General features: G+C 56.1%; 23 protein-coding genes. 8 read left to right on the forward strand and 15 right to left on the reverse strand.

From position 1 onward, the window contains the following. Positions 1-254: 254 nt before the first annotated feature. From R1T41_RS04715 to R1T41_RS04735, 5 genes are all read left to right on the forward strand, one after another. Positions 255-2,684 (forward strand): putative bifunctional diguanylate cyclase/phosphodiesterase, encoded by a 2,430-nt coding sequence (locus R1T41_RS04715; protein WP_317340302.1) that lies wholly within the window; start codon positions 255-257, stop codon positions 2,682-2,684. A 64-nt stretch (positions 2,685-2,748) separates the two neighbouring features. Further along, complete coding sequence (locus R1T41_RS04720; RefSeq protein WP_062948228.1) at positions 2,749-3,123, forward strand: response regulator transcription factor; 375 nt, start codon at positions 2,749-2,751, stop codon at positions 3,121-3,123. Beyond that, on the forward strand, positions 3,120-3,746 hold the full coding sequence (locus R1T41_RS04725) for a chemotaxis protein CheC (protein WP_062961214.1): 627 nt from the start codon (positions 3,120-3,122) through the stop codon (positions 3,744-3,746). The genes R1T41_RS04720 and R1T41_RS04725 overlap by 4 nt, the downstream gene beginning before the upstream one ends. Positions 3,747-3,760: 14 nt before the next feature. Then, complete coding sequence (locus R1T41_RS04730; RefSeq protein ID WP_062948232.1) at positions 3,761-5,362, forward strand: ATP-binding protein; 1,602 nt, start codon at positions 3,761-3,763, stop codon at positions 5,360-5,362. A 37-nt stretch (positions 5,363-5,399) separates the two neighbouring features. Beyond that, on the forward strand, positions 5,400-5,780 hold the full coding sequence (locus R1T41_RS04735; protein WP_062948234.1) for a MerR family transcriptional regulator: 381 nt from the start codon (positions 5,400-5,402) through the stop codon (positions 5,778-5,780). 27 nt (positions 5,781-5,807) lie between these two features. Here the strand turns inward: R1T41_RS04735 and R1T41_RS04740 are convergent, their stop codons facing one another. Continuing rightward, positions 5,808-6,218, reverse strand: coding sequence for a YbaN family protein (locus R1T41_RS04740; protein ID WP_317340306.1), 411 nt, complete (start codon positions 6,216-6,218; stop codon positions 5,808-5,810). Between the two features lie 164 nt (positions 6,219-6,382). On the opposite strand from R1T41_RS04740, the gene arfB reads away from it, so the two are divergent. Further along, the gene (arfB, locus tag R1T41_RS04745) at positions 6,383-6,799 is read left to right on the forward strand and encodes an alternative ribosome rescue aminoacyl-tRNA hydrolase ArfB (protein ID WP_062948238.1); all 417 of its coding nucleotides are present in this window, start codon (positions 6,383-6,385) and stop codon (positions 6,797-6,799) included. Positions 6,800-6,813: 14 nt separating this feature from the next. Here the strand turns inward: arfB and R1T41_RS04750 are convergent, their stop codons facing one another. Next, positions 6,814-7,407: a helix-turn-helix domain-containing protein gene (locus tag R1T41_RS04750; protein WP_317340309.1), complete on the reverse strand. Its 594-nt coding sequence runs from the start codon at positions 7,405-7,407 to the stop codon at positions 6,814-6,816. Between the two features lie 282 nt (positions 7,408-7,689). On the opposite strand from R1T41_RS04750, the gene R1T41_RS04755 reads away from it, so the two are divergent. Continuing rightward, positions 7,690-8,457, forward strand: a complete 768-nt coding sequence (locus tag R1T41_RS04755; RefSeq protein ID WP_317340311.1) for an acyl-[acyl-carrier-protein] thioesterase — start codon at positions 7,690-7,692, stop codon at positions 8,455-8,457. 95 nt (positions 8,458-8,552) lie between these two features. On the opposite strand, the gene R1T41_RS04760 is transcribed toward R1T41_RS04755, so the two are convergent. Then, positions 8,553-9,968, reverse strand: coding sequence for an aldehyde dehydrogenase family protein (locus R1T41_RS04760; RefSeq protein WP_317340313.1), 1,416 nt, complete (start codon positions 9,966-9,968; stop codon positions 8,553-8,555). Positions 9,969-10,069: 101 nt separating this feature from the next. On the opposite strand from R1T41_RS04760, the gene R1T41_RS04765 reads away from it, so the two are divergent. Further along, entirely contained in the window at positions 10,070-10,984 is a 915-nt protein-coding gene (locus R1T41_RS04765; protein WP_317340315.1) for a LysR family transcriptional regulator, read from the forward strand. Here the strand turns inward: R1T41_RS04765 and R1T41_RS04770 are convergent. The 12 genes from R1T41_RS04770 to R1T41_RS04825 all read right to left on the reverse strand — a co-directional run bounded on the left by R1T41_RS04770 (position 10,964) and on the right by R1T41_RS04825 (position 23,261). After that, positions 10,964-11,608 carry a ribonuclease HII gene (locus R1T41_RS04770; RefSeq protein WP_317340317.1) on the reverse strand — a complete coding sequence of 215 codons (645 nt, stop codon included), beginning with the start codon at positions 11,606-11,608 and terminating at the stop codon, positions 10,964-10,966. The genes R1T41_RS04765 and R1T41_RS04770 overlap by 21 nt on opposite strands. A 56-nt stretch (positions 11,609-11,664) precedes the next feature. After that, complete coding sequence (locus R1T41_RS04775) at positions 11,665-12,180, reverse strand: GNAT family N-acetyltransferase (RefSeq protein ID WP_317340319.1); 516 nt, start codon at positions 12,178-12,180, stop codon at positions 11,665-11,667. A 72-nt stretch (positions 12,181-12,252) separates the two neighbouring features. Next, positions 12,253-12,657 (reverse strand): Na+/H+ antiporter subunit G, encoded by a 405-nt coding sequence (locus tag R1T41_RS04780; RefSeq protein WP_062961220.1) that lies wholly within the window; start codon positions 12,655-12,657, stop codon positions 12,253-12,255. An 11-nt stretch (positions 12,658-12,668) separates the two neighbouring features. Continuing rightward, the gene (locus R1T41_RS04785) at positions 12,669-12,938 is read right to left on the reverse strand and encodes a K+/H+ antiporter subunit F (RefSeq protein WP_007090204.1); all 270 of its coding nucleotides are present in this window, start codon (positions 12,936-12,938) and stop codon (positions 12,669-12,671) included. Continuing rightward, entirely contained in the window at positions 12,935-13,429 is a 495-nt protein-coding gene (locus tag R1T41_RS04790) for a Na+/H+ antiporter subunit E (protein WP_231858121.1), read from the reverse strand. The genes R1T41_RS04785 and R1T41_RS04790 overlap by 4 nt, the downstream gene beginning before the upstream one ends. A gap of 20 nt (positions 13,430-13,449) precedes the next feature. Further along, positions 13,450-14,985, reverse strand: coding sequence for a monovalent cation/H+ antiporter subunit D (locus R1T41_RS04795; protein ID WP_247794603.1), 1,536 nt, complete (start codon positions 14,983-14,985; stop codon positions 13,450-13,452). Then, positions 14,985-15,341 carry a Na+/H+ antiporter subunit C gene (locus R1T41_RS04800; RefSeq protein WP_062948254.1) on the reverse strand — a complete coding sequence of 119 codons (357 nt, stop codon included), beginning with the start codon at positions 15,339-15,341 and terminating at the stop codon, positions 14,985-14,987. Before R1T41_RS04800 ends, R1T41_RS04795 begins: the two co-directional genes overlap by 1 nt. Before the next feature lie 4 nt (positions 15,342-15,345). Then, the gene (locus R1T41_RS04805; protein ID WP_062948256.1) at positions 15,346-18,216 is read right to left on the reverse strand and encodes a monovalent cation/H+ antiporter subunit A; all 2,871 of its coding nucleotides are present in this window, start codon (positions 18,214-18,216) and stop codon (positions 15,346-15,348) included. A 179-nt stretch (positions 18,217-18,395) separates the two neighbouring features. Next, positions 18,396-19,604 carry an MFS transporter gene (locus R1T41_RS04810; RefSeq protein ID WP_062948258.1) on the reverse strand — a complete coding sequence of 403 codons (1,209 nt, stop codon included), beginning with the start codon at positions 19,602-19,604 and terminating at the stop codon, positions 18,396-18,398. Positions 19,605-19,809: 205 nt separating this feature from the next. After that, positions 19,810-21,045, reverse strand: coding sequence for a phenylacetate--CoA ligase family protein (locus R1T41_RS04815; protein WP_317340326.1), 1,236 nt, complete (start codon positions 21,043-21,045; stop codon positions 19,810-19,812). A 45-nt stretch (positions 21,046-21,090) separates the two neighbouring features. Further along, positions 21,091-21,912 carry an ABC transporter ATP-binding protein gene (locus tag R1T41_RS04820; RefSeq protein WP_097052096.1) on the reverse strand — a complete coding sequence of 274 codons (822 nt, stop codon included), beginning with the start codon at positions 21,910-21,912 and terminating at the stop codon, positions 21,091-21,093. A 110-nt stretch (positions 21,913-22,022) separates the two neighbouring features. After that, complete coding sequence (locus R1T41_RS04825) at positions 22,023-23,261, reverse strand: ABC transporter substrate-binding protein (RefSeq protein WP_062948262.1); 1,239 nt, start codon at positions 23,259-23,261, stop codon at positions 22,023-22,025. Positions 23,262-23,313: the final 52 nt, after the last annotated feature.

The raw sequence follows: 23,313 nt of genomic DNA on the forward strand, positions 1-23,313 counted from the left end.
ATTTTTTTTAGTAGTATTGCTCTTTCGACGCATTGCGATATCGCAGATTTTTAACGCGCATCGGACAGGCAAAATCGGCTTTGGGCGGAAAATACAGATTTCGTCGCCTTTTTCCAGTATTAGAAGCCGTGCAACAATTGCTTTTGACGCATTAAGCACATAGTCTTGACTGTGCAAATGGTCATAGAGCCATGCAGGGGTGTGGATTGGCGGAGGGTAGCCTGAAAACGCAACGGCTCAGATGGCGTGATCGCTTGTCTGTCAAACAGGCACGTGCAGCCGTCATAATCACCCTTTTGATTGGTCTGTTTTTCAGTTTTGCCCAAATTGCCTGGGACCTGCATGAAGAACGCAACCTGATCGACAGGACCGTTAATCAGGTTTTGTCGACTTTGCGCGAATCCGCGACACAGGCGGCCTATGGCCTTGATGAAACGCTTGCCGCGCGCGTTGTATCAGGCCTGTTTGAGTACGAACCGGTTTACAGCGCAACCCTTCGCGACAATTTCGGCAATGTGCTGGCGCAACAGTCACGCCCGCAATCGTCATCGGGCCGCTCAGCCCTGACCGAAATGATGTTTGGTAACAACCAGCAATATGATGTTCCCCTTGAAATCGGCGAGAGTCGCGATCTTGTCGGGCATCTTGTGGTGCGGATCGATACCGACCTCATTGCTGACGGTTTTATCAATCGTGCAACCCGTATCCTGACATCTGGCATTTTGCGCAACTTCCTGCTCGGCCTTGCGCTGGTTGCATTCTTCTATCTGACCCTGACCAAACCGCTTTTGCGCATATCCCAGGCCGTCATCGGCATCGACCGCGACAATCCCGATGCCACCGGCATCACGGTTGCCCGCCACCATGAACGCGATGAACTGGGTCTGTTGTCGCACTCGGTCCGATCACTGGTTGACGGTATTGCGACCTCGCTTGGCAAATTGCGCCAGACCGAACAGCAGATGCGCGATAACGAATCCCGTCTTCGCGCCATCGTCCAGAACGTTGCCGACGGCATCCTGACGATCACACCGGGCGGCACCATTGTTGAAATCAACAACGCATCCTTCCCTTTGCTGGGGCTTTCCGAAGACGAAACACCAAAAGGCCGGTCCTTTCTTGAATTCGTCGCCCCGCGTGCGATCCCGCATTTCGAAGAATGCCTGACCGAACTTGCCGGTTTCCAGACGCGCGACCATGTGGCCGAACAACGCCTGACATTGCCACTGGTGCGTCAGGACAAGACCGAAATTGAAGTCAGCGCGGCCTTCCGCCCAATCCCCGAGGCGGAAACACCGCTGATCACGGCTGTTCTGCACGATATTACAGCGCGCAAGCGCTACGAGGAACAACTGGTCTATATGGCCAACCACGATGCGCTGACGAACCTGCCCAATCGCAGCATGCTCGAATACAGTCTGAAAACGGCACTGGAAGGTCGCAAGCGCGATGCACAGGGACCGCGCGACCGGGCCACTGCCATCCTGTTTATTGATCTGGACCGATTCAAGCTGATCAATGACAGCCTTGGTCACAATGTCGGAGACTTGCTGCTTAAAGCCGTTGCCGACCGGCTGCGCCGGGTTGTCAGCCGACAGGAGGTCGTTGGCCGCCTGGGCGGGGACGAATTTCTGATCATCATTCCGCGCCTGCGCGAAACACAGGACGCCGCAACACTTTCGCAGGCGGTTCTTGATGCCCTGTCCCCGGCCTTTGATATTCAGGGGCGGCAATTGTTCATTACGCCGTCCATCGGGATCGCCCTTTGCCCTGCCGACGGGGATGATTTCCCGACCCTGATGCGCAATGCCGATACAGCAATGTATAGCGCAAAGGCCCGTGGTGGCGGGACCTATCACTTCTTTACCAAGACGATGAATGAAAGCGCGGTTGCCCGTCTGGCAATCGAGAACGATCTGCGCGAAGCCCTGGCACAGGGTCAGTTCGAACTTTACTACCAGCCTAAAATAGATCTGGCTTCCGGCGGTCTTGCCGGACTGGAAGCCCTGATACGCTGGAACCAGCCGGGGCGCGGATTTATTTCCCCGATGCAATTCATCCCGGTTGCCGAAGAAACCGGCCTGATCGGCAAGATCGGGGAATGGGTGCTGCGCCGGGTCTGTGACCAAATCCGCGAATGGGATCTGCTCGGCCTGCCGCCTGTCAGCATTGCGGTTAACCTGTCGCCCCGCCAGTTGATCGAAGGCAGGATTACCGAAACGATATCGCGCATCCTTGACGAAACCGCGACACCGGCATCACGTATTGTCCTTGAAATCACCGAAACGGTGATGATGCATGAAATCAAACGATCCGCATCAATCCTTGATGAATTGCGTAAACTTGGCCTGCAGATCGCCATTGACGATTTCGGTACCGGATATTCCTCGCTGGCCTATCTGAAACGGCTGCCGATCAATTCGATCAAGATCGACCGGTCGTTTGTCCGCGATGTGACGACCGATCCCGACGATGCCGCGATCACAAATACGATTATCATCATGGGTCATAATCTGGGCCTGAAAGTCGTGGCAGAAGGTGTCGAAACCCAGGAACAGCTTGATTTCCTGCGTCAACATGGCTGCGACGAAATCCAGGGCTTCCTGATTTCCGAACCGCGACCGGCAAATATCATCGCCAAACAGATCGAACAGCTTTCGCGCAAGGTTGCGCCTACTCTATAATCGGACCTATCCTTGCGGGTGGCGCTGATACCACAAAAACACAAACCGAAGATCCGAGAAAAACATGTCCCAGAAGCGATCCGTCCTGCTTGTCGATGACAGCAAATTTGCCCGACTGCTGGTTAAGGCCTTTATCACCAGCAACTTTGCCGACTGGCGGGTGGATGAAGCCGAAGAAGCCGAAAAAGCGCAGGCAATGGCCGCCGAGCACGCCTATGATTACCTTGTGATCGACTTCAACATGCCGGGCATGAACGGGCTGGAATTGGGCGAAAAGCTTCGCGCGGCTTATCCCGATGCTGCAATTGCGCTTCTGACCGCCAATATACAGAAGGAAATCCAGAACAAGGCGGCGGGACTGGGCATGGATTTCATTGCCAAACCGCCGACCGAAGAAAAGATTTGCGATTATCTGAAAGGCAAGGAAGCCGGGCGATGATCGATCTGAGCGAGCTTGAACATGACACGATCAGTGAACTGATCAATATCGGGGTCGGTCGCGCCGCCGCGTCACTTTCGGAAATGGTCGATCAGCCGGTCGAACTGACGGTCCCGACGATTACCTTTGTCGAACGGTTTTCCGATTCAAACCTGACATCATCGCCCGAAGAAGTGGTTTCCGCCGTCAGCCAGACATTCGATGGCCCGTTCAAGGGCGAGGCGATGCTGGTTTTCCCCGAAAAACGCAGCCTTGAACTGGTGCGACGGTTGCTTAAGGTTGATGTGCCTCTCGATACCCTGACCGATCTGGAACAGGAAGCCCTGATGGAGGTCGGCAACATCATCCTGAATGCCTGTCTTGGCAGTATTGCCAACGTTCTGGGCGAGCCGATCAATTGTTCGATGCCGACCTTCCGCAAACGCGAAACCAAGGCGCTTTTGAATGATGAGGCCGCGTATGATACCACCTCGGGCAAGATGCCGGTTCTGATGATCCTGCATGTGCAATTCATGCTGCGCCAGAATGACATTGATGGTTATGTGCTGTTTGTCATGGATCTTGACTCGATCCAGACCCTGAAGGAACTCGTGCGGCGTTTCCTTGAAAACTCGCTCGGTTAACGGGCAGCAGCGCGATGACAAAACCCACCTCCCCGATTGTCGATATCAAGGATGCCGCAGAAGCCGCCGACCTTTACGGCAATCTGCTTGATACAGCCGATGTCGGCCTTGTGGTGATCGGGGCAGACCGGGCCATCTGCCACTGGAACCAGTGGATGCAAAGCCGGTCGGGGATTTTGCACGAACAGGCAATCGGTAAACGGTTAAGCGCCCTGTTCCCCGAAACCCGCTTGGGGCGTCTGTGCCAGGCCATACAGGATTGCCTGGAATTCGGCATGCCTGCTGTGATTTCGCCGTCCCTTAATCAGGGGGCCCTGCCGCTTCGTCCGCTGCCGCAATTTGCCGCGACATTTGAACGCATGGAACAATCCATCCGTGTTCATCCAATCACGACATCGCGCGGGGACAAGCTGTGTTCACTGACTGTACGTGACGTCACACTTGCCGTGCAGCGCGACCGGCTTTTACGACAGCAGGCTGCCGAATTGGCCGAACTGGTGACCCAGACCCGACGCAGTGAAGACCGTACACGTGCGATTTTGCAAAACACCATCGATGCCATTCTGGTCGCATCCGATGACGGCAATATCGAACCGCTTAATGCCCGTGCTCAGGAACTCTGCGGTCCCGAAGGCGACCCGGAACTGAGCAACATCATCCGGTTTTTGCTCCCTGACAGCAAACATACCCCACCGCAACGCCCGACTGCGGACCGTCTGTTGACCGATCTTGGCACAGGCGTGATCGAGGTTCTGGCCTGCACCAAAAACGGCCGCAACGTACCGCTTGAAGTCGCAATCAGCCACTTTTCGGCTGACGGGCGTTATCATTACATCATCACCCTGCGAGACATTTCCCAGCGCAAACGCCATGAAATGGAAATCCAGCGCACCATGGCGGAACTGGAACGATCCAACAGCGAGCTTGAACAGTTCGCCTATGCCGCGTCCCACGATTTGCAGGAACCGCTTCGCATGGTGTCGAGCTATACGCAGTTGATCGCACGGCGATACAAGGACAAGCTTGACGAAACCGCCGATGAATTCATTCATTATGCGGTCGATGGCACCCAGCGCATGCAGCGCATGATCGATGATCTTCTCACCCTGTCGCGGGTCGGGCGGCATGGCAAACCGTTCCATGCAGTGCCACTTGACAGCCTGTTTGACGCGATTGCCGCCAATTTCCGGCGGGCGGGACTGGGTCCGGCGGGCAACATTGTTCGCGATGGCTTTCTACCAACCGTGACCGGTGATGCCAGCCAGCTTTTGCTGCTGTTCCAGAACCTTGTTTCGAACGGCCTTAAATACAGTGACCCCGACAAGGGCGAAGTCCGGATTTATGCCGGGGAAACCGATGAAAGCTGGAAGGTTTTTGTTGCCGATAACGGTATCGGCATCGAACCGCAATATCACGCGACAATCTTTGAAATCTTCAAACGTCTGCACGGTTACGGGGAATACGCCGGGACCGGCATCGGGCTTGCGATCTGCAAAAAAATCGCTGACCGGCATGGCGGGACGATCACGGTTGAAAGCGAACCGGGAAAAGGCAGCACGTTCTGCGTTGAATTGCCAAAAGAATTGCCGATTGTGATCGCACAAGAAAGCATGTAGTTTTCGTTTACGTAAGCGTAAACCTGAACGGGATGTCATGAACGACAGCTATTCCATCACCGACCTTGCCCGCGAGTTCGACGTCACGACGCGTACCATCCGCTTTTACGAGGACCAGGAACTGATCGCGCCCGCGCGTCAGGGGCAGACCCGCATCTATAGCCAGCGTGACCGCGTGCGCCTGCGTCTGATCATGCGCGGCAAACGGCTTGGCTTTTCGCTTAAGGAAATTCGCGATCTGCTGGACCTGTATGATACGGACCGCAGCGAAATCATGCAGCTGACCATCCTTGTCGATAAGATCAATGAGCGCCGCGATACCCTGCGCAAACAGCGTCAGGATATCGACGCGACACTTGATGAACTCGATAAGCTCGAAGAAACCTGTCAGGAAGAACTGACCCGTAAATCGGGCTAAGCGGTAATACCTCAACACCCGACAGTATCAGACGCCTGTGCCCGGCTCCCCGCCCTGTGTTACCGGGATGGATGCGGGAATGCGCGACGGGCGTGACAGGATGAAACAGCTGACTGGAATTGCGACCAGCAACTGGATCATCACGATCCAGCGGTTTTCAACAAAGATCAGGGATGCGGCAATCACCACGACAAAGGCCGACATCGCCATGATCTTGGCCCGGCGATTGATCACGCCATGTTCGGTCCAGTGACGGATGGACGGGCCAAAATGTGGATGGTTGTAAATCCACGCATGCAGGCGCGGCGATCCTTTGCTAAACAGCCAGGCCGCCAGCAGCATGAAGGGCGTCGTCGGCAGAATTGGCAGAAACGCGCCCACAATGCCAAGTCCAACTGAAAGCCAGCCCAACGCCAGATAAAGATACGATGCCTGCACGTCTTATTTCCTGTTTACAGCCCTGCCCGCCCCTGACAGGGTAAGTGCCTTCAATGTAGGTGGAATGCGATCGATTTTCAATCGACAGCACCCACCGGTTTCCGGGCATCCGCCGTGCAAATTCGCCGCACAACTTATCGCCCCTATTACTTAGACGATCCGCCATGCTCGAAATCTCAAATGATCTTTATCTTGATGAACGCCACCTGCAATTTCAGTTCGTGCGTGCATCCGGTCCGGGCGGCCAGAACGTCAATAAAGTATCGACCGCGGTTCAAATGCGCGTGCGCATCGATGATCTGACGGAATTGCCGCAACGCGTGCGTGATCGCCTGCGCGAACTGGCAGGCAGCAAGCTGACCAATGACGGGGAAATCATCTTTGACGCGCAGCGTTTCCGCACACAGGAACGCAACAAGCAGGACGCGATAGAACGGCTTCTGGCGCTGCTGCGCAAAGCCGCCGAACGCAAAAAGTTCCGCGTCAAAACCCGCCCGTCCCTATCGGCGAAACGCAAACGGGTCGACACGAAGAAGAAACGCGGCGATGTCAAAAAGATGCGCCAGCGACCGATGGATTAGACGACAAAGCCCGATCACGAAACCGGGCATTTATGCAGCCAGTCATCCATCAGAGCCGCCATTTCCGAATTTTCCACGCCCGTCTGTGACAGCGACTGCCATGTCGCAAATTGCACCGCGTGCCGCGCAACAGCCTTGCACATTTTGCCCTTGCGTCGGGCATCGGGAAGGCTTGCCAGCACATCAACACACAGCATGTCGAGATAGGCATCAAAGCCCGTCATGTGTTCGTGAAGCGCCGCAACGCTCTCCTGATCCCGATAGCAATGATCCCACATATAGGCCGTTTCACCATAATAGTGATAAAGCATGCTAAGGATCGCAAGGCCCCAGTCACCCTCTGGCACCGACTCGCGCCATGATGTGGGATCGGGCGGCGGGCTAAGGCTCAGCCAATGTAACAAGCACGCATCAAGCAGTTCATTTTCTTCGGAAAAATGCCGATAGACCGTCAGGCGCTGCACACCGGCGCGGTCGGCAATGGCGCTGATGGTTGTGCGTGCAGGGCCGACTTCACCATGCAAACTCATCGCGGCCTCGACAATCTTCAGGCGCGTTTCATCTTCTTTTTCTGCGCGTAACGTCTTGTTGTATTTTCGCTTTTCCATTTAATTAAACATCACTGTTCTCTTAAATTTAACCCAAGGGAACTGCATTCTTCGTTTTAAATGAACGCATTTGATCATTCATTTTTGATGGTTCCCCCGAAGGGCCACAAGATACACATGACGCAGCCCAACCCTGAATTTAACCATCATCACCAGCTTTGCCGAAATGAGCAAGATGAACCTTCGGGACATCCCGGTTCGTATTGCGAATTTGCAGTCCGGATTTGCAAGCAGCCAACCGGGTTTCTATAACTGTCAGGGAATGACACAGGATTGGCCGACATGATCATCGATTGGGACGAAATCGCCAGACCGGCCCTGCCCGCCAATTGCGGATGGCGCGGCACCTATCGCGTGCGATATTCGGAAATTGGGGATAACGGCCTTGCGATGCTGTCGGCTCTTGCCGATTACATGCAGGATGCGGCTGGCTGGGGCGCCCGTATCCTGAAACTGGCCTATGACGATACGGTGGATCAGGGCATAGCATGGGTGCTGGCACGCATGGTCATTCATGTGCGGCGCTATCCCGGCAATGGCGAGGATATCATTGTCGAAACATGGCCATCCGGCGTTGCAAGACGTGTTGCCACCCGCGATTTCCGTCTGATCGATGGCAAGGGTGATGTGATTGCAGTCGCGCAAAGCTTCTGGGTGATGTTTGACCTGATTGAACGGCGCGCGGCAAGCTGGCCCGACTGGATCGAGGAAAGGCTGCCAGACCCGCCCGGCCCCAAGCTGATCGCACCGCCGTTTCGACCGCCCTTTACCAGCGACCCGTTACCCGAAATCGACAGCATAAAGGCCCGGCCATCCGACCTTGACCTGTATGGGCATGTCAACAATGTCCGCCTGATGCAGTGGGTCCTCGGCGCAACCGGTGCGGATGCAAAACCGGACTTCCATCCCGAAAGCATCGATATCCAGTTCCGCACCGAATGCCGGGTACAGGAACGGGTCACGGTGCGCCAGAAGGACGGATTTGCCGCGATTACACGTGACAGTGATGGCACCGACCTTGTCCGGGCAAGCGTGACGCAGGCCTCATAGGGCCTTCAGGCCGGATTTCCATACCATTGCAGCGCATGACGAACCGCCCGAAATCTCATGCCGTTTCGGCACGGTTCGTCTGTCCTTGTTTGAAATTACCGCCCCATAATGACCTTCGGTTCAAGATGACTTTCCAACCCATGAACCCCATATTGACGACCGATCCCTGATTGCTTGAAACCGCCAAACGGTGCCTGTGGTTCGTGCTGGAAGCCATTTATGCAGACGCGCCCGGCATCAATGCGTTCTGCGACACGTCCCGCCCGCGCGGGATCGGACGACATCACATAGGCCGCAAGACCATAATCCGTATCATTGGCAATCGTTATCGCCTGCTCTTCATCTTCATAGGGGATCAGACAAAGAACCGGGCCAAAAATTTCGTCACGCGCAATCGTCATGGCATTATCGACATTGCCAAACAGGGTCGGTCTAACGAAATAACCGCCAAGCCCTTCGGGGTGTCCTGGCCCGCCCGCCAAAAGGTCCGCACCTTCTTCGATGCCTTTGATAATATAGCCCTGTACGCGTTCATATTGTTTGCGACTGACCATCGGGCCAATACGTGATGCCGGATCGGTGGGCTCGGCGACCACAATGTCATTCATCGCAGCAATCAGTTTTTGCGCAAGTTCATCATGCTTTTCACGCGTAACCAGCACCCTGGTACCGGCAATACAGGCCTGACCACTATTCAAGAAGCCCGCAGTAAGAACAAGCGGAACCGCAGCATCAAGGTCGGCATCGTCAAGGATGATCGTTGGGGACTTGCCCCCAAGCTCAAGTGTTACCCGTTTCATGGTATCGGCACTGGCACGAAGGATATCTTTCCCCACCGCCGTTGAACCGGTGAAGGATATTTTTGCCACATCCGGGTTCCGGGCGATCTCCGCCCCAACTTCAATCCCGGTACCGGTCACAACATTAAGAACCCCTTTGGGCAGGCCTGCCACGTGCAGGCTTTCGCAAAGGATCTGGGTTTGCAATGCGCTCATTTCACTGGGTTTGATAACGGTGCAGCAACCCGCCGCGATCGCGGTCGCAAGCCTGCTGGTGATAAAACCGACATTGCTGTTCCAGGGGATGATAACCCCCACAACCCCTATCGGGGTCATCACAACGTCGCTTGCCCGAATTTTCTGCGTGAAATCGTAACTTCCCAGTGCCTCAGCCATATCCAGAAAGTTCTGTGCTGCCATTTTCGTCCATTGCGGCATCATGGAAACCGGGCCGCCATACTCCTCGACCACGGCAGCCGTAATATCATCGGCACGCGCGACAACCGCGTCATAAAGGCGCCACAGCAATGCCAGACGGGTTTCTTTCGTACTTTGCGAAAAGGCCGGAAAAGCTGCTTTTGCAGCCGCAATCGCTTTCTGGGCATCGTCACGATTGGCAAGGCGCACCTGCCCGTTCACCATCCCCGTGGCAGGATTATAAAGATCAAAAAGCGCCGAACCCCTCGGCGTGACGAATTCGCCATTGATATAAATTTTATCGATCTGATGCATACCGTTTTCTCCTGTGCAGGGTCGTTGGAGAAAATCTAGGCAGTCACGATAATCCTGTTAATATAGATTAACCTGTATGTTAAATTTCGAAAATCGGGACAATGCATAAATCCGGCCTGACCGAACTGGAAGCCATCATCGCGGTTGCCCGCCGCGGCAGCTTTCGAGCAGCGGCACATGAACTTGGCATGTCCCCCACTGCCTTATCCAATGCGGTTGCTGCTCTTGAAAAACGGCTTGATGTCCGGTTGTTCAATCGCACGACACGCAGCGTTTCGCTGACAGAAGCCGGGGACCGGTTCATTGCCCGTATTGCGCCTGCAGTTTCAGAAATCGATCAGGCCGTCGAAAACATCAACGCGCATCGCAACACACCGGTTGGCCGACTTCGGATAAACAGTTTCGCATTGGCCGCGCGTGTTGTCCTGAAACCGATTATTCTGGAATATATGCGCCGCTATCCGGACATGAAGGTCGACATTGTCACCGAAGGGCGATTTGTCGATATTGTCGCCGAAGGTTTTGACGGGGGATTTCGCCTTACCGAAGAAGTTCCGCGCGACATGATTGCCGTCCCTGCCGGGCCGGAGATGAGTTTTGCCGTTGTCGGCGCACCGTCCTATTTCGCCGCACGCGAACGGCCCCAAACCCCCGACGACCTGCTTAACCATGAATGCATACGATCCCGCCTTGGTAGCGGGGCGATCTATCACTGGGATTTCCGGTATAAGGATAAGATCCGCAGCATCGATGTCCCCGGGCAGCTTTGTCTGGATGAAGGGGAACTGCTTTTGCAGGCAGCAAGAGCCGGAGCAGGACTTGCCAATCTTCCGCTGTGGCTGGTTGAGGATGACATCCGAACCGGTCGCCTGATCCGCGTTCTGGAAGAATGGTCGATCAGTTATTCAAGGCTGGCATTCTATTATCCAAGTCGCAAAAACATATCAGCCGGTTTGCGTGCCTTCGTCAGCCTGCTACGCGAGATCGAAGCAAAATCACGACACGGTAAACCCTGATCCATCATCCGCTGGCAAATCCACAAGCAATTCGGCAATCGGCCTGAAACTGCGGCGGTGATGCAGGGTCGGGCCAACAATGCCAAGCCCGTCCATATGCTTTTTCACCCCATAACCGGCATTGCCATCCCAGCCGAAATGCGGATAGCGCACGGCAAGCCGGGTCATGGCGCGGTCGCGCACGACCTTGGCAACGATGGATGCCGCCGCGATGGATAATGACCTGCCATCACCCTTGATGATCGTTTCGACCGCACAGGGCAACCCCGGGTCACGATTGCCGTCCACCAGCGCCTGATCGGGGCATTGCGGCAGGCGCGCCACCGCACGGCGCATGGCGACATATGTGGCCTGCAGGATATTGATCCGGTCGATCTCGCGGACAGATGCCGCACCGATGCCGACCTCGGCACAGCCCATGATCACCTCAAACAGAAAGTCGCGTTTCTTGACCGAAAGCTTTTTGGAATCGTTAAGTTCCCCCAGAAGGACTTCCGGCAACCGTTCATCGCGCGGCAGGATAACGGCCGCCGCAACCACCGGCCCGGCCAACGGCCCACGACCGACCTCGTCGATCCCGGCGATCCGCCCGCAATACTGATCTTCGATGCTGAAATCCGGCATGTGAAACGCGTTCCTCCTGCCCTTGTCATAACAAGATCAGAGGCAGATCGGCAATGTCATCTATGAGGACGTTTTGCAAAATCATCTGCTGTGATCGCATATTGCACGATATCGTTGTCGTCCTTGTGAGGACACATGCCGATCTTTCGCGCCACCGCAAGTGATCCGATATTCCGGGCATCGATACAGGCAATGAAACCGGGCAGTTTCATGTTTTCAAACCCATGCGCCAACAGGGCATTGGCGGCTTCGGATGCGTATCCCCTGCCCCAGAAAGCCGGTTTCAACCGCCAGCCGATTTCGATCTCGGGCCCAACCGCATCCTCGGGGATCAGCAGCACCCAGCCAATGAAACGATCCGGTTCCGTTTTTAAAAACAGCGACCAGTATCCAAGTCCCGGCCCGTAATCCATGGTGATGCGATCATGGATAAAGGCACGATGTTCGGTTTCGTCGGCCCACGGTCCCTGAACAAAGTCGGTCACACCGGGTTCACGATCCATCGCAAAGCAGTCTTCAAGATCATCCAGTGTTCGCGGACGCAGCCAAAGCCGTTCGGTTTCAAGGATCATGCGGTTTTCCTGTTAACAGCATACCAAAACGGCACCGCATGAACGGTGCCGTTTGCAAATCTCCACCCGTGTTCACTTCTGATCGGGTTTGTATTCCTCGCTGGGGTCATAGCCATCCGGGCCGACCGGATCAAAGGTTGCCCAGCCTTCGTCCTGACCGCTTTTCGGAAGATCCGCGTGCGGATCGACATGACGCAGCAAATAGGCCTTGGCGATCAGGTTCGCGGTGATCGGTGCCGTCAGGAACAGGAACAGCGTGATCAGCAATTCATGAATGGTGAAATGCCCGCGTTCGATCCAGAAGAACAGCATCGATGCGATCAGGATTCCGCCAACGCCAACCGTGGTTGCCTTGGTCGGCGCATGAAGCCGCGGCAGCAATTCGCGCAGTTTGAGCATCCCGAACGACCCGATCAGCAGGAACAATCCGCCAATCACGATCAGAACGGAAATGACGAGTTCGGCAATAAACGGCATCGTCTCTCTCCCTATTCGATGATGTCGCCACGCAAGACGAACTTGCAATAGGCAACGGTGGAGACAAAGCCGAACATGGCAAACAGAAGCGCCCCTTCGAAATACATCGAGGTTGCGCGGCTGATCCCGTACAGCACCAGAAGGGCGATGGCGTTGATCGCCATGGTATCGACGGCCAGAACACGGTCCGCGATGGTCGGTCCCTTGGCCAAACGCCACAAATTCATCAACAGGGCGACCGCCACACAGATAAAGCCGAAATTCAGCGCATATTCGATCATTCGAAAATCTCCTTCAGACGGCCTTCATAGCGGGTCTTGATATCATCAACCACGCCCTGCGGGTCCGGCGCATGCAGGCAATGCACCAGAAGGCTTTTGGCATCGGCACTCAGATCAATGGTCACGGTGCCCGGCGTCATGGTGATCGTCCCCGCAAGGGTCGTGATCGCCTCCGGCGAGGTCAGATCAAGCGGAACGACAACGCATTTCGTTTCAAGGCTTTCGGCCTTGCGAAACAGGATCAATCCGGCAACGACAACATTCGCCACCAGAATATCCCACAACACGATCAGGCCGTATTCGCAGATCGCATAGGCATTGCCGACCTTTGGCGCGGCCGGCCAGAAACTTGACGTGATCAACGGCACCACAATCGCCAGGATCGCACCAAAGACCACGGCACCGGCCGATATTTCATTGACCAGCAACACCCAGACAACCAGCAGGGCCAGCGACAGAAGCGGGTGGGGAAGACAACGTTTCAACATCATCACTATCCTTTCATCACCGCTTACTGGCCAGGCTGTGTGGCGGGTATTTCACCCAGCACAGCCCGGATGTAATCCGTGGTGTCAAACAACTGCGCTGCCGTGCCCTGCAGGTAATCCATGATCGGTGCTGCAAACACCGTCAGGGCAACAAGTGCACACAGCATTCCGCAGGCGGCAACGATCGGAAGAACCGGCCAATTTGCCCCCTCGACCTCGATCACACCTTCAGCCGAGGCACTTTTCCAGAACAGGACACTGCCTGCACGGCCAAAACCGACAATGCACATCAGCGACGTCACAAGAATGACTGACCAGATCCAGACAGACAGGTCGCTGTCACGTGCCGCATCAAGGATCATCAGCTTGCCGATAAAACCGCTAAGCGGCGGCATCCCGGCCATGGCGATGGCCGCAACAAAGAACAGAACCGCCAGAAGCCCCGATTGATGGAAAACCGGTGCCGTTTCAAGTTTGTCGCCATAGATGGCCCCCCGGCGTGACGCCACCAGATCACCGATCAGGAACAGGGCCGCCCCGGCAAAGGTCGAATGCAGCAGGTAATAAAGACCGGCCGAAATGCTTTCGGGCGTAAACAGCGCGATGGAAATCAAAAGCGTTCCCATCGATCCAATCACGGAAAACGCAATCAGGCCATTAAGCCGCTTGGCCGCCAGCACCCCGATCATGCCAATCGCCAGTGTGACAATCGCCGCAGGCAGGATATAGGGCTGTGCGAGCCATGCCATATCACCGGCATTTTCGCCAAAGCCCAGCGAGTAAACGCGCAGGATCGAATAGGCACCGACCTTGGTCATGATCGCAAACAGGGCAGCCACCGGTGCCGGTGCATTGGCATAAGTCCCCGGCAGCCAGAAATGAACCGGCACCAAAGCCGCCTTCACACAAAACACCAGAAGCAGGATCAGCGCCCCGGCACGCAGCAACGCGGCATCACCGGCGGCCACCTGCGGCACCTGGATGGCCAGATCGGCCATGTTCAGCGTTCCGGTCACGGCATAGATCATGCCGACCCCGACCAGAAACAGGGTCGAACCCGTCAGGTTGATGACGATATACTGCATGCCCGCCTTAAGGCGTTCCGCCCCGGCACCATGCAGCATCAACCCATAGGATGCGATCAGCAGCACCTCGAAGAAAACGAACAGGTTGAACACGTCACCGGTCAGAAACGCACCATTGACCCCCATCAACTGGAACTGGAACAGGGCGTGGAAATGCTGGCCACGCTTGTCCCATTCGCTTGATGCAAACAGGATGACACCAAGACCGAGGATCGAGGTCAGAAAGATCATCATCGCCGACAGGCGATCCAGTACGATCACGATCCCGAACGGTGCCGGCCAGTCGCCAAGTGCGTACATTTCCGGGTTGTTGTTATTGGCAAAAATCACCAGCGACAGAGTGACCGCCACAAGGGCAACGGTCGAGGTGATCGAGAATATGCGCTGCAGAACAATGTCATGCCGAACCGCCAGAACAATCAGGGCGGCCATCACGGCAGGCAGCACAATGGGAACGACAATCCAGTGACCCATCAGTTTTTGTCTCCTGCTTCGGAAGGCTCGCCAACCGGGCGACCGTCAACATGGTCATTACCGATTTCAAGATAGGCGCGGATTGACAGCACAACGATAAGTGCGGTCATCCCGAACGAAATCACGATCGCTGTCAGGACAAGTGCCTGGGGCAGCGGATCGGTGTATTCCGTAACACCATCACGCAGGATTGGCGGCATATCGATGGTCAGGCGCCCCATGGCGAACAGGAAAACGTTCACCGCATAGGACAGAAGTGCCAGACCGATTACCACCGGGAAAGTACGACCACGCAGCAACATATAAGTGCCGCACATGGTCAGAAGCCCGATACTGCTTGCTACAAGAAACTCCATGATATCAGGCCTCTTTCTCAGCTGTCGCGACCTGCTGGGCCGCGGCGGACGGATCATGGTCCATCGGCTCGGGATTGATATCGACATGCTCGGCCATGCGTTCCACCTGCGACAGTTTGGCAAGGGCAAGGGTAACCGCCCCGACAACCGTCAGGAACACGCCAAGGTCAAAGCCCATGGCAGATGCCAGTTCAAATTCGCCGACAATCGGCAGATGAACATGGACAAAGCCACTGGTCAGGAACGGCAGCCCCGCCACCCAGGCCGAAAGACCCGTAATGGCCGCGGCAATCACACCCAACCCGATCATGCCGTGATAATTGGCTTTCATGCGGTTCTGGGTCCAGCCAAAGCCCGACGCCATATATTGCATGACCAGTGCGACCGAAACGACCAGACCGGCGATAAAGCCACCGCCCGGTTCGTTATGGCCGCGCAGGAAGATGTAAACCCCCACCAGCAGCGCCAGCGGCAACATCACCCGCGTTGCAATGACCATCATCATCGGATGGCGATCAGCCGACCGGCGATTATCGACCACCCAGCTTGCAAGACGTTTCGCCGCCTCACCCTGGGTAACCGTTTCAATCAGGGCAAAGATCGAAAGGGCGGCAATGCCAAGAACGATGATCTCGCCAAAGGTATCAAAACCGCGGAAATCAACGAGGATCACGTTGACCACGTTGGTCCCCCCGCCTTCGATTTTCGAATTGGCCAGATGATAGGCTGAAATCGAATTAGGCAATTCACGCGTCATGATCGCCCAGACAGCCCCGCCCATGCCAAGACCGGCCGCGATTGCAATTACCCAGTCGCGGAACTTGCGTCCCGGCTGGCTTTCCTTCGGGGTTTCCTTTGGCAGGATGTTCAGCGCCAGCAACATCAGGATGACCGTCACCACCTCGACCGAGATCTGCGTCAGGGCAAGATCCGGTGCCGACAGATAGATAAAGCCAAGCGAGACGATCAAACCGATGACCCCCACCAGAAGCAGGGTCAGAAGCCGGTTGTGATGCATCGCGACCGCCGCGATACAGGTCCCGACCAGAAGCACCCAGCCAATGGCAGCGGGCGGTGAAACCGCCAGAAGTTCACGTGTGCCTGCGGTATGATCCGGTTCGGCATAGAACCCCGAAAGACCGATGGCAATCGCGGCAAAGACCATAACCGCAAGATAGCGTTGCAGCGAACCGTTATGCAGATTGTCCGATATCACACGGCAAAGCGCGACGACCTTGACGATCAGGCAGTCAAACATGGCCTTGGCGTCGGGCCGCGACAGGTTGGCCGTTACCGACATCAAACCGCCATGGCGCAGCAAAAGCAACGCACCGCCGATAAGGGCAATCGTGCTCATGGCAAGTGCCGGGGTCAGCCCGTGCCAAAGTGCCAGATAATAGTCCGGAAGGTTCCCGCCCGTGACCGCATTGGACGTGGCCGCCACCAGCGGCCCGGCAATTGCTGCCGGGAACAAGCCGATCAGAACCACAAGAACCGTCAGGAATGCGGGCGGTGCCCACATGCCAAAGGGCGGATCATGGGGATGATGGGGCAGTTCATCACGGGTTTTGCCAAACCAGACATGGAAGATAAAGCGCAGCGAATAAGCAACCGAGAACAGCGCGCCAACCGTCGCCAGCAACGGCACGATCCAGTTCTGATCAAGCCAGACGGTATGCCATGCTTCTTCCAGCATCATTTCCTTGGACAGGAACCCGTTTAACGGAATGATCCCGGCCATCGATGCGGCCGAAATGATCCCGATGGTCCCGGCAATCGGCATCAGGTTCAGCAACCCGCCCAGACGGCGAATATCGCGCGTCCCGGTTTCATGGTCGATGATCCCGGCGGTCATGAACAGAGCCGCCTTGAAGGTCGCATGGTTGATGATATGAAACACGCCCGCAACGGCGGCCATCGGCGTACCGAAACCAAACAGCATGGTCACAAGACCAAGGTGGCTGACCGTGGAATAGGCCAGAAGCCCCTTAAGGTCGTGTTTGAAGATCGCAATCCATGCGCCCAGCACCATGGTCACAAGACCGGCGGTCGCAACGATATAGAACCATTCCGGCGTTCCCGACAGAACCGGCCACATGCGCGCCATCAAAAAGATGCCCGCCTTCACCATGGTTGCCGAATGCAGATAGGCCGAAACCGGTGTCGGTGCGGCCATGGCATGCGGCAGCCAGAAATGGAACGGGAACTGTGCGGATTTGGTAAAGCAGCCCAAGAGGATCAGAACAAGGGCTGGCACATAAAGCGGTGACGCCTGGATCAGATCTGCATTTTGCAGGATCACCGTCAGGTCATAGGACCCGACGATATTTCCAAGGATCAGCATCCCGGCAATCATCGCAAGCCCGCCTGCCCCGGTAACGGTCAGCGCCATACGCGCGCCCTGTCGACCTTCGGGCAGATGTTTCCAGTAACCGATCAGAAGGAAGGATGACAGCGACGTCAGTTCCCAGAAAATCAGCAGAAGCAGAATGTTGTCCGACAGAACAATGCCGACCATCGCGCCCTGAAACAGCAGCAGGAACACATAGAACCGCCCCATCGGATCGTCTTTCGACAGATAGAAACGGGCATAAATGATGATCAGCAGACCAATCCCCAGGATCAGGGTCGCAAACAGCAATCCCAGACCATCAAGGAAGAAGGTCACGTTCAATCCCAGTTCGGTCAGCCATTCATAGCGGACCTGAAACACTTCTCCGCCAATAACGGCCGGCGCCTTGGCGATAAGCAGGATCAGGGCAAGCAGCGTGACCGAGCCGGTTGCTGTGGCGCACGCATTGCGCCCGGCCCTGATCATGACGGCGGGTAACACCGCCCCAAGGAAGGGAAGCAAAACAATGAGGGTGAGACTCATGAAAGACCCTTATATTTGGAAAACGCCGCAACGCCCCCAACGCGCAACAGCAAGAAAATTCTGGCAGAAAGTAATATTTGTGCTGAAAATGGTCAAGAAAACCCAAACGGCGCAGTTTTTTGCCTTCAGGTTGTCAAGTGATGCGGATCACCGACTCTTTTCGCTATTCCGGCTCAAAACTATCGCCGCCCTCCCGCCAGTCGGATGGCTTCGGGCATGTTGCGCAATCGTCCCATGGCGATAAAGCCCAGTAATGGCCCCACCGCCAGCATGGCAAACGCCCCCCACCAGCCAAAACCATCGGCAATCACCGGCACCAGATGGATCGATCCAAGGGCAATAAGAAAGCCGATGGCATTTTGCATGGTCAGCGCCGTTCCCACCTGATGGGGATCGGCCAGTTCGATCACGCAGGATGAAAATTGCGCAGAATCGGCAATCACCGAAATGCCCCAGACAATACAGACGACAATCAGGATCGGGACCGACGCATCGCCAAGCGCCCCGGCAACAAGGGCGCAGATGCCACTGACCGCCATTGCGGCCATGGTCACCGTCGTCCGCCCGATCCGGTCCGCCAGCAAACCACCCGCAAGGCTCCCGAACGCGCCGATACCAACAATCGCAAATGTCAGAAGCGCCGCCCAGATACCGGGATTATCAAATTCCCGCCCGGAAAGCGCCCCATACAGGAACAACCCGATCCAGCCCCACATGGCATACAGTTCCCACATATGCCCAAAATACCCGTAACAGGCATGGCGCAGGGGTTTGTTCGACCAGATTTGGCCCACCATGCGCGGATCAAATCGCGGGGATTTTCCCGGCGTCCCACCCAGTTTGACAAACAGGATCGCCACACCGGCGATATAAGCCGAAATACTGGCGATCACGATCACCATCCGCCAGTCAAGCGGCACTGCCACGGCAAACAGATGCGGCAGGGCCGACCCCATGGTCAATGCACCGACCAGCAACCCAACCAGAAATCCCGTATCGCCGCGTGACCAGGTCGCGACCATTTTCATGCCGATGGGATAAATCCCTGCCATGCAGACCCCGGTAATCAGGCGAAGCCCGATCACAACCACCCCGTCGACCGGCACGGTCAGGATCAGAAGATTGGCGGTCGCAGCAATCAATGCGGATGCCGCCCAGAAACGCCTTGGCTCAACCCGGTCGGCCAGACCGAAAAACGCGCTGATCAAAGTGCCCAGTACAAACCCCAGCAAGACCGAACTGGTAAACAGGGATGATTGCACCGCCCCCAGATCAAACTCGGCCCGCAATTGCGGCAATACCGCCGTTGCCGAAAACCACAGCGCAAGTGCCATCAACTGGCAAATCGTGATCATGCCAACGGCAAATGGTTTGCCTGCCTGCGCCATGCTTTCCCCTGTAATCATTCAAATTTATGCGCCATCATACATTGCCAAAGGGCAATGACCAGTGGCCCATGCACAAAACAAAAAAATGCCGCCCGAACAAAGCCGGACGGCACCAAGTTTCCCGAGCGGGAATGAAACGGGTAGATACCTTTTCGCAGTATCGGTCCCGTGACGGGACAACTGCAAAAAGGGTTCTGGCGGTTGCTCAGGAATAGTCGCGCTGGTCGTCGATCACCTTGCCATCATTGGGCAGACTGCCCGGTGTTGCGATTTCGACCCTGCCGCGCAGCTTGCAGATCGAATGCAGGCTATCCATCACCGCATCGGCACTGAACCCGGCGGCATCGGTTTCACAGGCCAGCGTCATGACATCGACATCGTTTTCACGGGTTACGACCAGACGGGCCTTGCCGATATCCGCATGGCGTTTGACGACCTCGGCAATCTGGTGGGGATGGACAAACATGCCTTTGACCTTGGTGGTCTGATCGGCACGGCCCATCCAGCCCTTGATGCGCATATTGGTCCGCCCGCACGGGCTTGGCCCCGATGCAATCGCCGAAAGATCACCGGTGGCAAACCGGATCAGCGGATAATCCATATTAAGGCTGGTAACAACGACCTCGCCCACCTCGCCCTCGGCCACCGGATCACCGGTACCGGGACGCACGATTTCAAGGATGATGTCCTCGGCAACGATCATGCCGCTTTTGGCATCGCTTTCATAAGCAATCAGGCCAAGATCGGCACTGGCATAACATTGCAGCATGGCAACACCGCGTTCGGCAAACCAGTCGCGCAATGACGGCGGCAATGCCTCGCCCGACACAAGCGCACGGGTGATGGATGAAACATCCCCGCCCAGTTCGTCGGCCTTTTCCATCAGGATTTTCAGAAACGACGGTGTTCCGGAATAGCCGGTCGGTTTCAGGTCGGTGATCGCCTTGATCTGGGCCTCGGTCTGGCCAACACCGGCCGGGATCACCGCACAGCCACACGCACGCGCGCCGCTGTCAAAAATGAAGCCGCCCGGTGTCAGGTGATAGGACAGGCAGTTATGAATAATGTCGCCCGGCCGGAACCCGGCAGCAAAAAACGCGCGCCCCATCCGCCACCAGTCATCACCCTTGCCTTCGGGATCGTAAATCGGCCCCGGGCTTTGGAAAATACGGCCAAGGGCCGGCACCGGTGTTGCATTCAACCCGGCAAAGGGCGGATTTTTCGCCTGCATGTCAATCAGGTCGGATTTGCGCGTCACCGGCAGTTTTGCCAGTGCCTCGCGACTGTTGATCGTCTGCGGATCAACACCTTCAAGGATACGGCCAAACCCGGCGGCCTTGCTTTTTGCGTGATGAATAACCCGCGGCAATGCCGCCATCAAACCGGTTTCACGGTCTTTGGGGCTGCGGGTTTCACTGGCGTCAAAGTAGGTATTAAGCATGGTGGCCGGGTCCGTTTTCTGGTCGTTACAAGGCACAGGCGCGTGTTAAAGCCAACGCTTGCGACGTTTGTACGATTTGATGTTCTTGAAGCTTTTGCGGTCTTCCGAACCGCCGCCAAGATAGAATTCCTTGACGTCTTCGTTGTTCAGAAGCTCGTCACGGGTGCCATCCAGAACCACCTTGCCGCTTTCCATGATGTAGCCGTAATCGGCAACCTTCAGCGCAAAATTGGCGTTCTGTTCAACGATCAGCATGGTGATGCCCTGCTCGCGGTTGATCTTTTCGATGATCCCGAACACTTCCTTCACCAGCAAGGGTGACAGACCCATCGAAGGTTCATCAAGCAAAATCATTTTCGGACGCGCCATCAACGACCGGCCAATCGCCAGCATCTGCTGTTCCCCGCCTGACAGATAACCGGCAAGCCCGGTGCGTTCGCGCAGACGCGGGAAATATTCAAACACCATGTCGATATCGTCCTTAACGCCCTTGTCCTTGCGGGTATAGGCACCAAGCCGAAGGTTCTCGACACAGGTCATGTCTTCGATGATACGGCGGCCTTCCATGACCTGAAACAGGCCGGAACGCACGATATCCTCGGGGCTGCCATTGGCGATCTGCTGCCCCATGAAATTGATGTCACCTCGGGTAACCTTGCCATCCTCGGTCTTGAGCAAACCAGAAATAGCCTTGAGCGTGGTCGATTTCCCGGCCCCGTTCGGGCCCAGAAGGGTCACGATCTTGCCCTGCGGAACTTCAAGCGATACCCCGCGCAGCACAAGGATCACCTCGTCATACACGACTTCGATATTGTTGACCGACAGCAACGGTTCTGCGGTTTCGATCTTGCGGGCGGGCTCTGACATGGTGTCCCCTTCAATCACGTTCTGATTACATCTCCCGGCGCCGGGGCGGGCGCGCTTTTCGCCACCCCGCCCCGAACACCTTCGGGAGACAGCCGTCTTCTGACTACGACTTAATAGCCGAGCCAGTCGTCACGACGCGGCAGAGTTACCGTGGTCAGTTTTTCGACCGTCGGTTCACCACCCTTGGCACTGCCGTTATAGATATTCACGGTGTTGATGCCGCGATGATCTTCGGCCGTCCAGGTTGCCGGCATGCAGACACCTTCAAGACCTTTCGGCACCCAGTCGGTGCGGGCATACATCCCGGCCTTGATGTTTTCGCCGGTGATGCCGCCATTGGCCTTGGCCCATTCCATGGCTTCTTTCATGTAATAGACCGAGCAAATGCCGCGGATATAGTGGTGCGTACGGAACTGTTCGCCCGAGCTATCGGACATTTTCGAGATTTCACGCACCAGTTCCATGCCCGGTACGCCCTCGTCGGTCCAGAAGCTGGTCATCGCCGGGAAGACATAGTTTTCAACATCGCCGATGGTTTTCAGCGTTTCAAAGTCACCCGCCCAGATATTGGCGAGCCATTTCGGGGACGCGCCAACCGTGTCACACGATTTCACCAGCGAAACCACCGACGGGCCGAGGTTGCCAAGATATCCATAATTGGTTCCGGCTTCCTTGATCGTCAGGCACTGCGCCTTGAAATCGCCCGGCTTCATCGAAACAACAACCGGCTCGGTCACTTCAAAACCAAGTTCGGTCGCATATTCCGCACAGGCTTCTTTGGGGGCGTTCGGATACGGGTGGTTATCCCCGATATGCGAAAATACCGGCTTGCCAGAACCACCCGATGTTTTCCAGTCTTCGGCAGCCCACTGAACCATTGCACGGCAGGCATCGGAATAGGATGCGCCATAGAAGAAGTTATAGGGGGCCGGCTTTGCAGTTTTCGGGTTTTTCGCGGTCGGATCGGTCAGATGGCCGGAATAGGATGCGGAATAGACCGGCACCTTGTCCTGGGCCACAAAGCTGATCAGGGCTTCGGTATCACCCGTACCCCAGCCCTGCATGGCGACCATTTCATTGCGCGAACGCCATTTTTTATAGTTCGCAATGGCCTGCGGCACCTTGTAGGCGTAATCCACCGATTCAGAATCCAGAACCGTGCCGTCAATCCCGCCATGGGTGTTGACATAAGACAGTGCATCGCGAACCCCGTCGGCATAAAACTTGCCGATGAAGCCGGTGGCACCGGTGATATCCATCAGATGGCCGACGAATACTTCGTCTGCCTTGGCTGCCGTTACCGACAGGCCGGTTGCAACCATCGCGGTTGCAGCAATCAGTCTTTTCATCACGACGTCTCCCTTGGACGTTTTCATCAACGATATAGCCTCCCGGTCTCCC

It is taken from the genome of Thalassospira lucentensis (assembly GCF_032921865.1).
Taxonomy (GTDB): Bacteria; Pseudomonadota; Alphaproteobacteria; order Rhodospirillales; family Thalassospiraceae; genus Thalassospira; species Thalassospira lucentensis_A.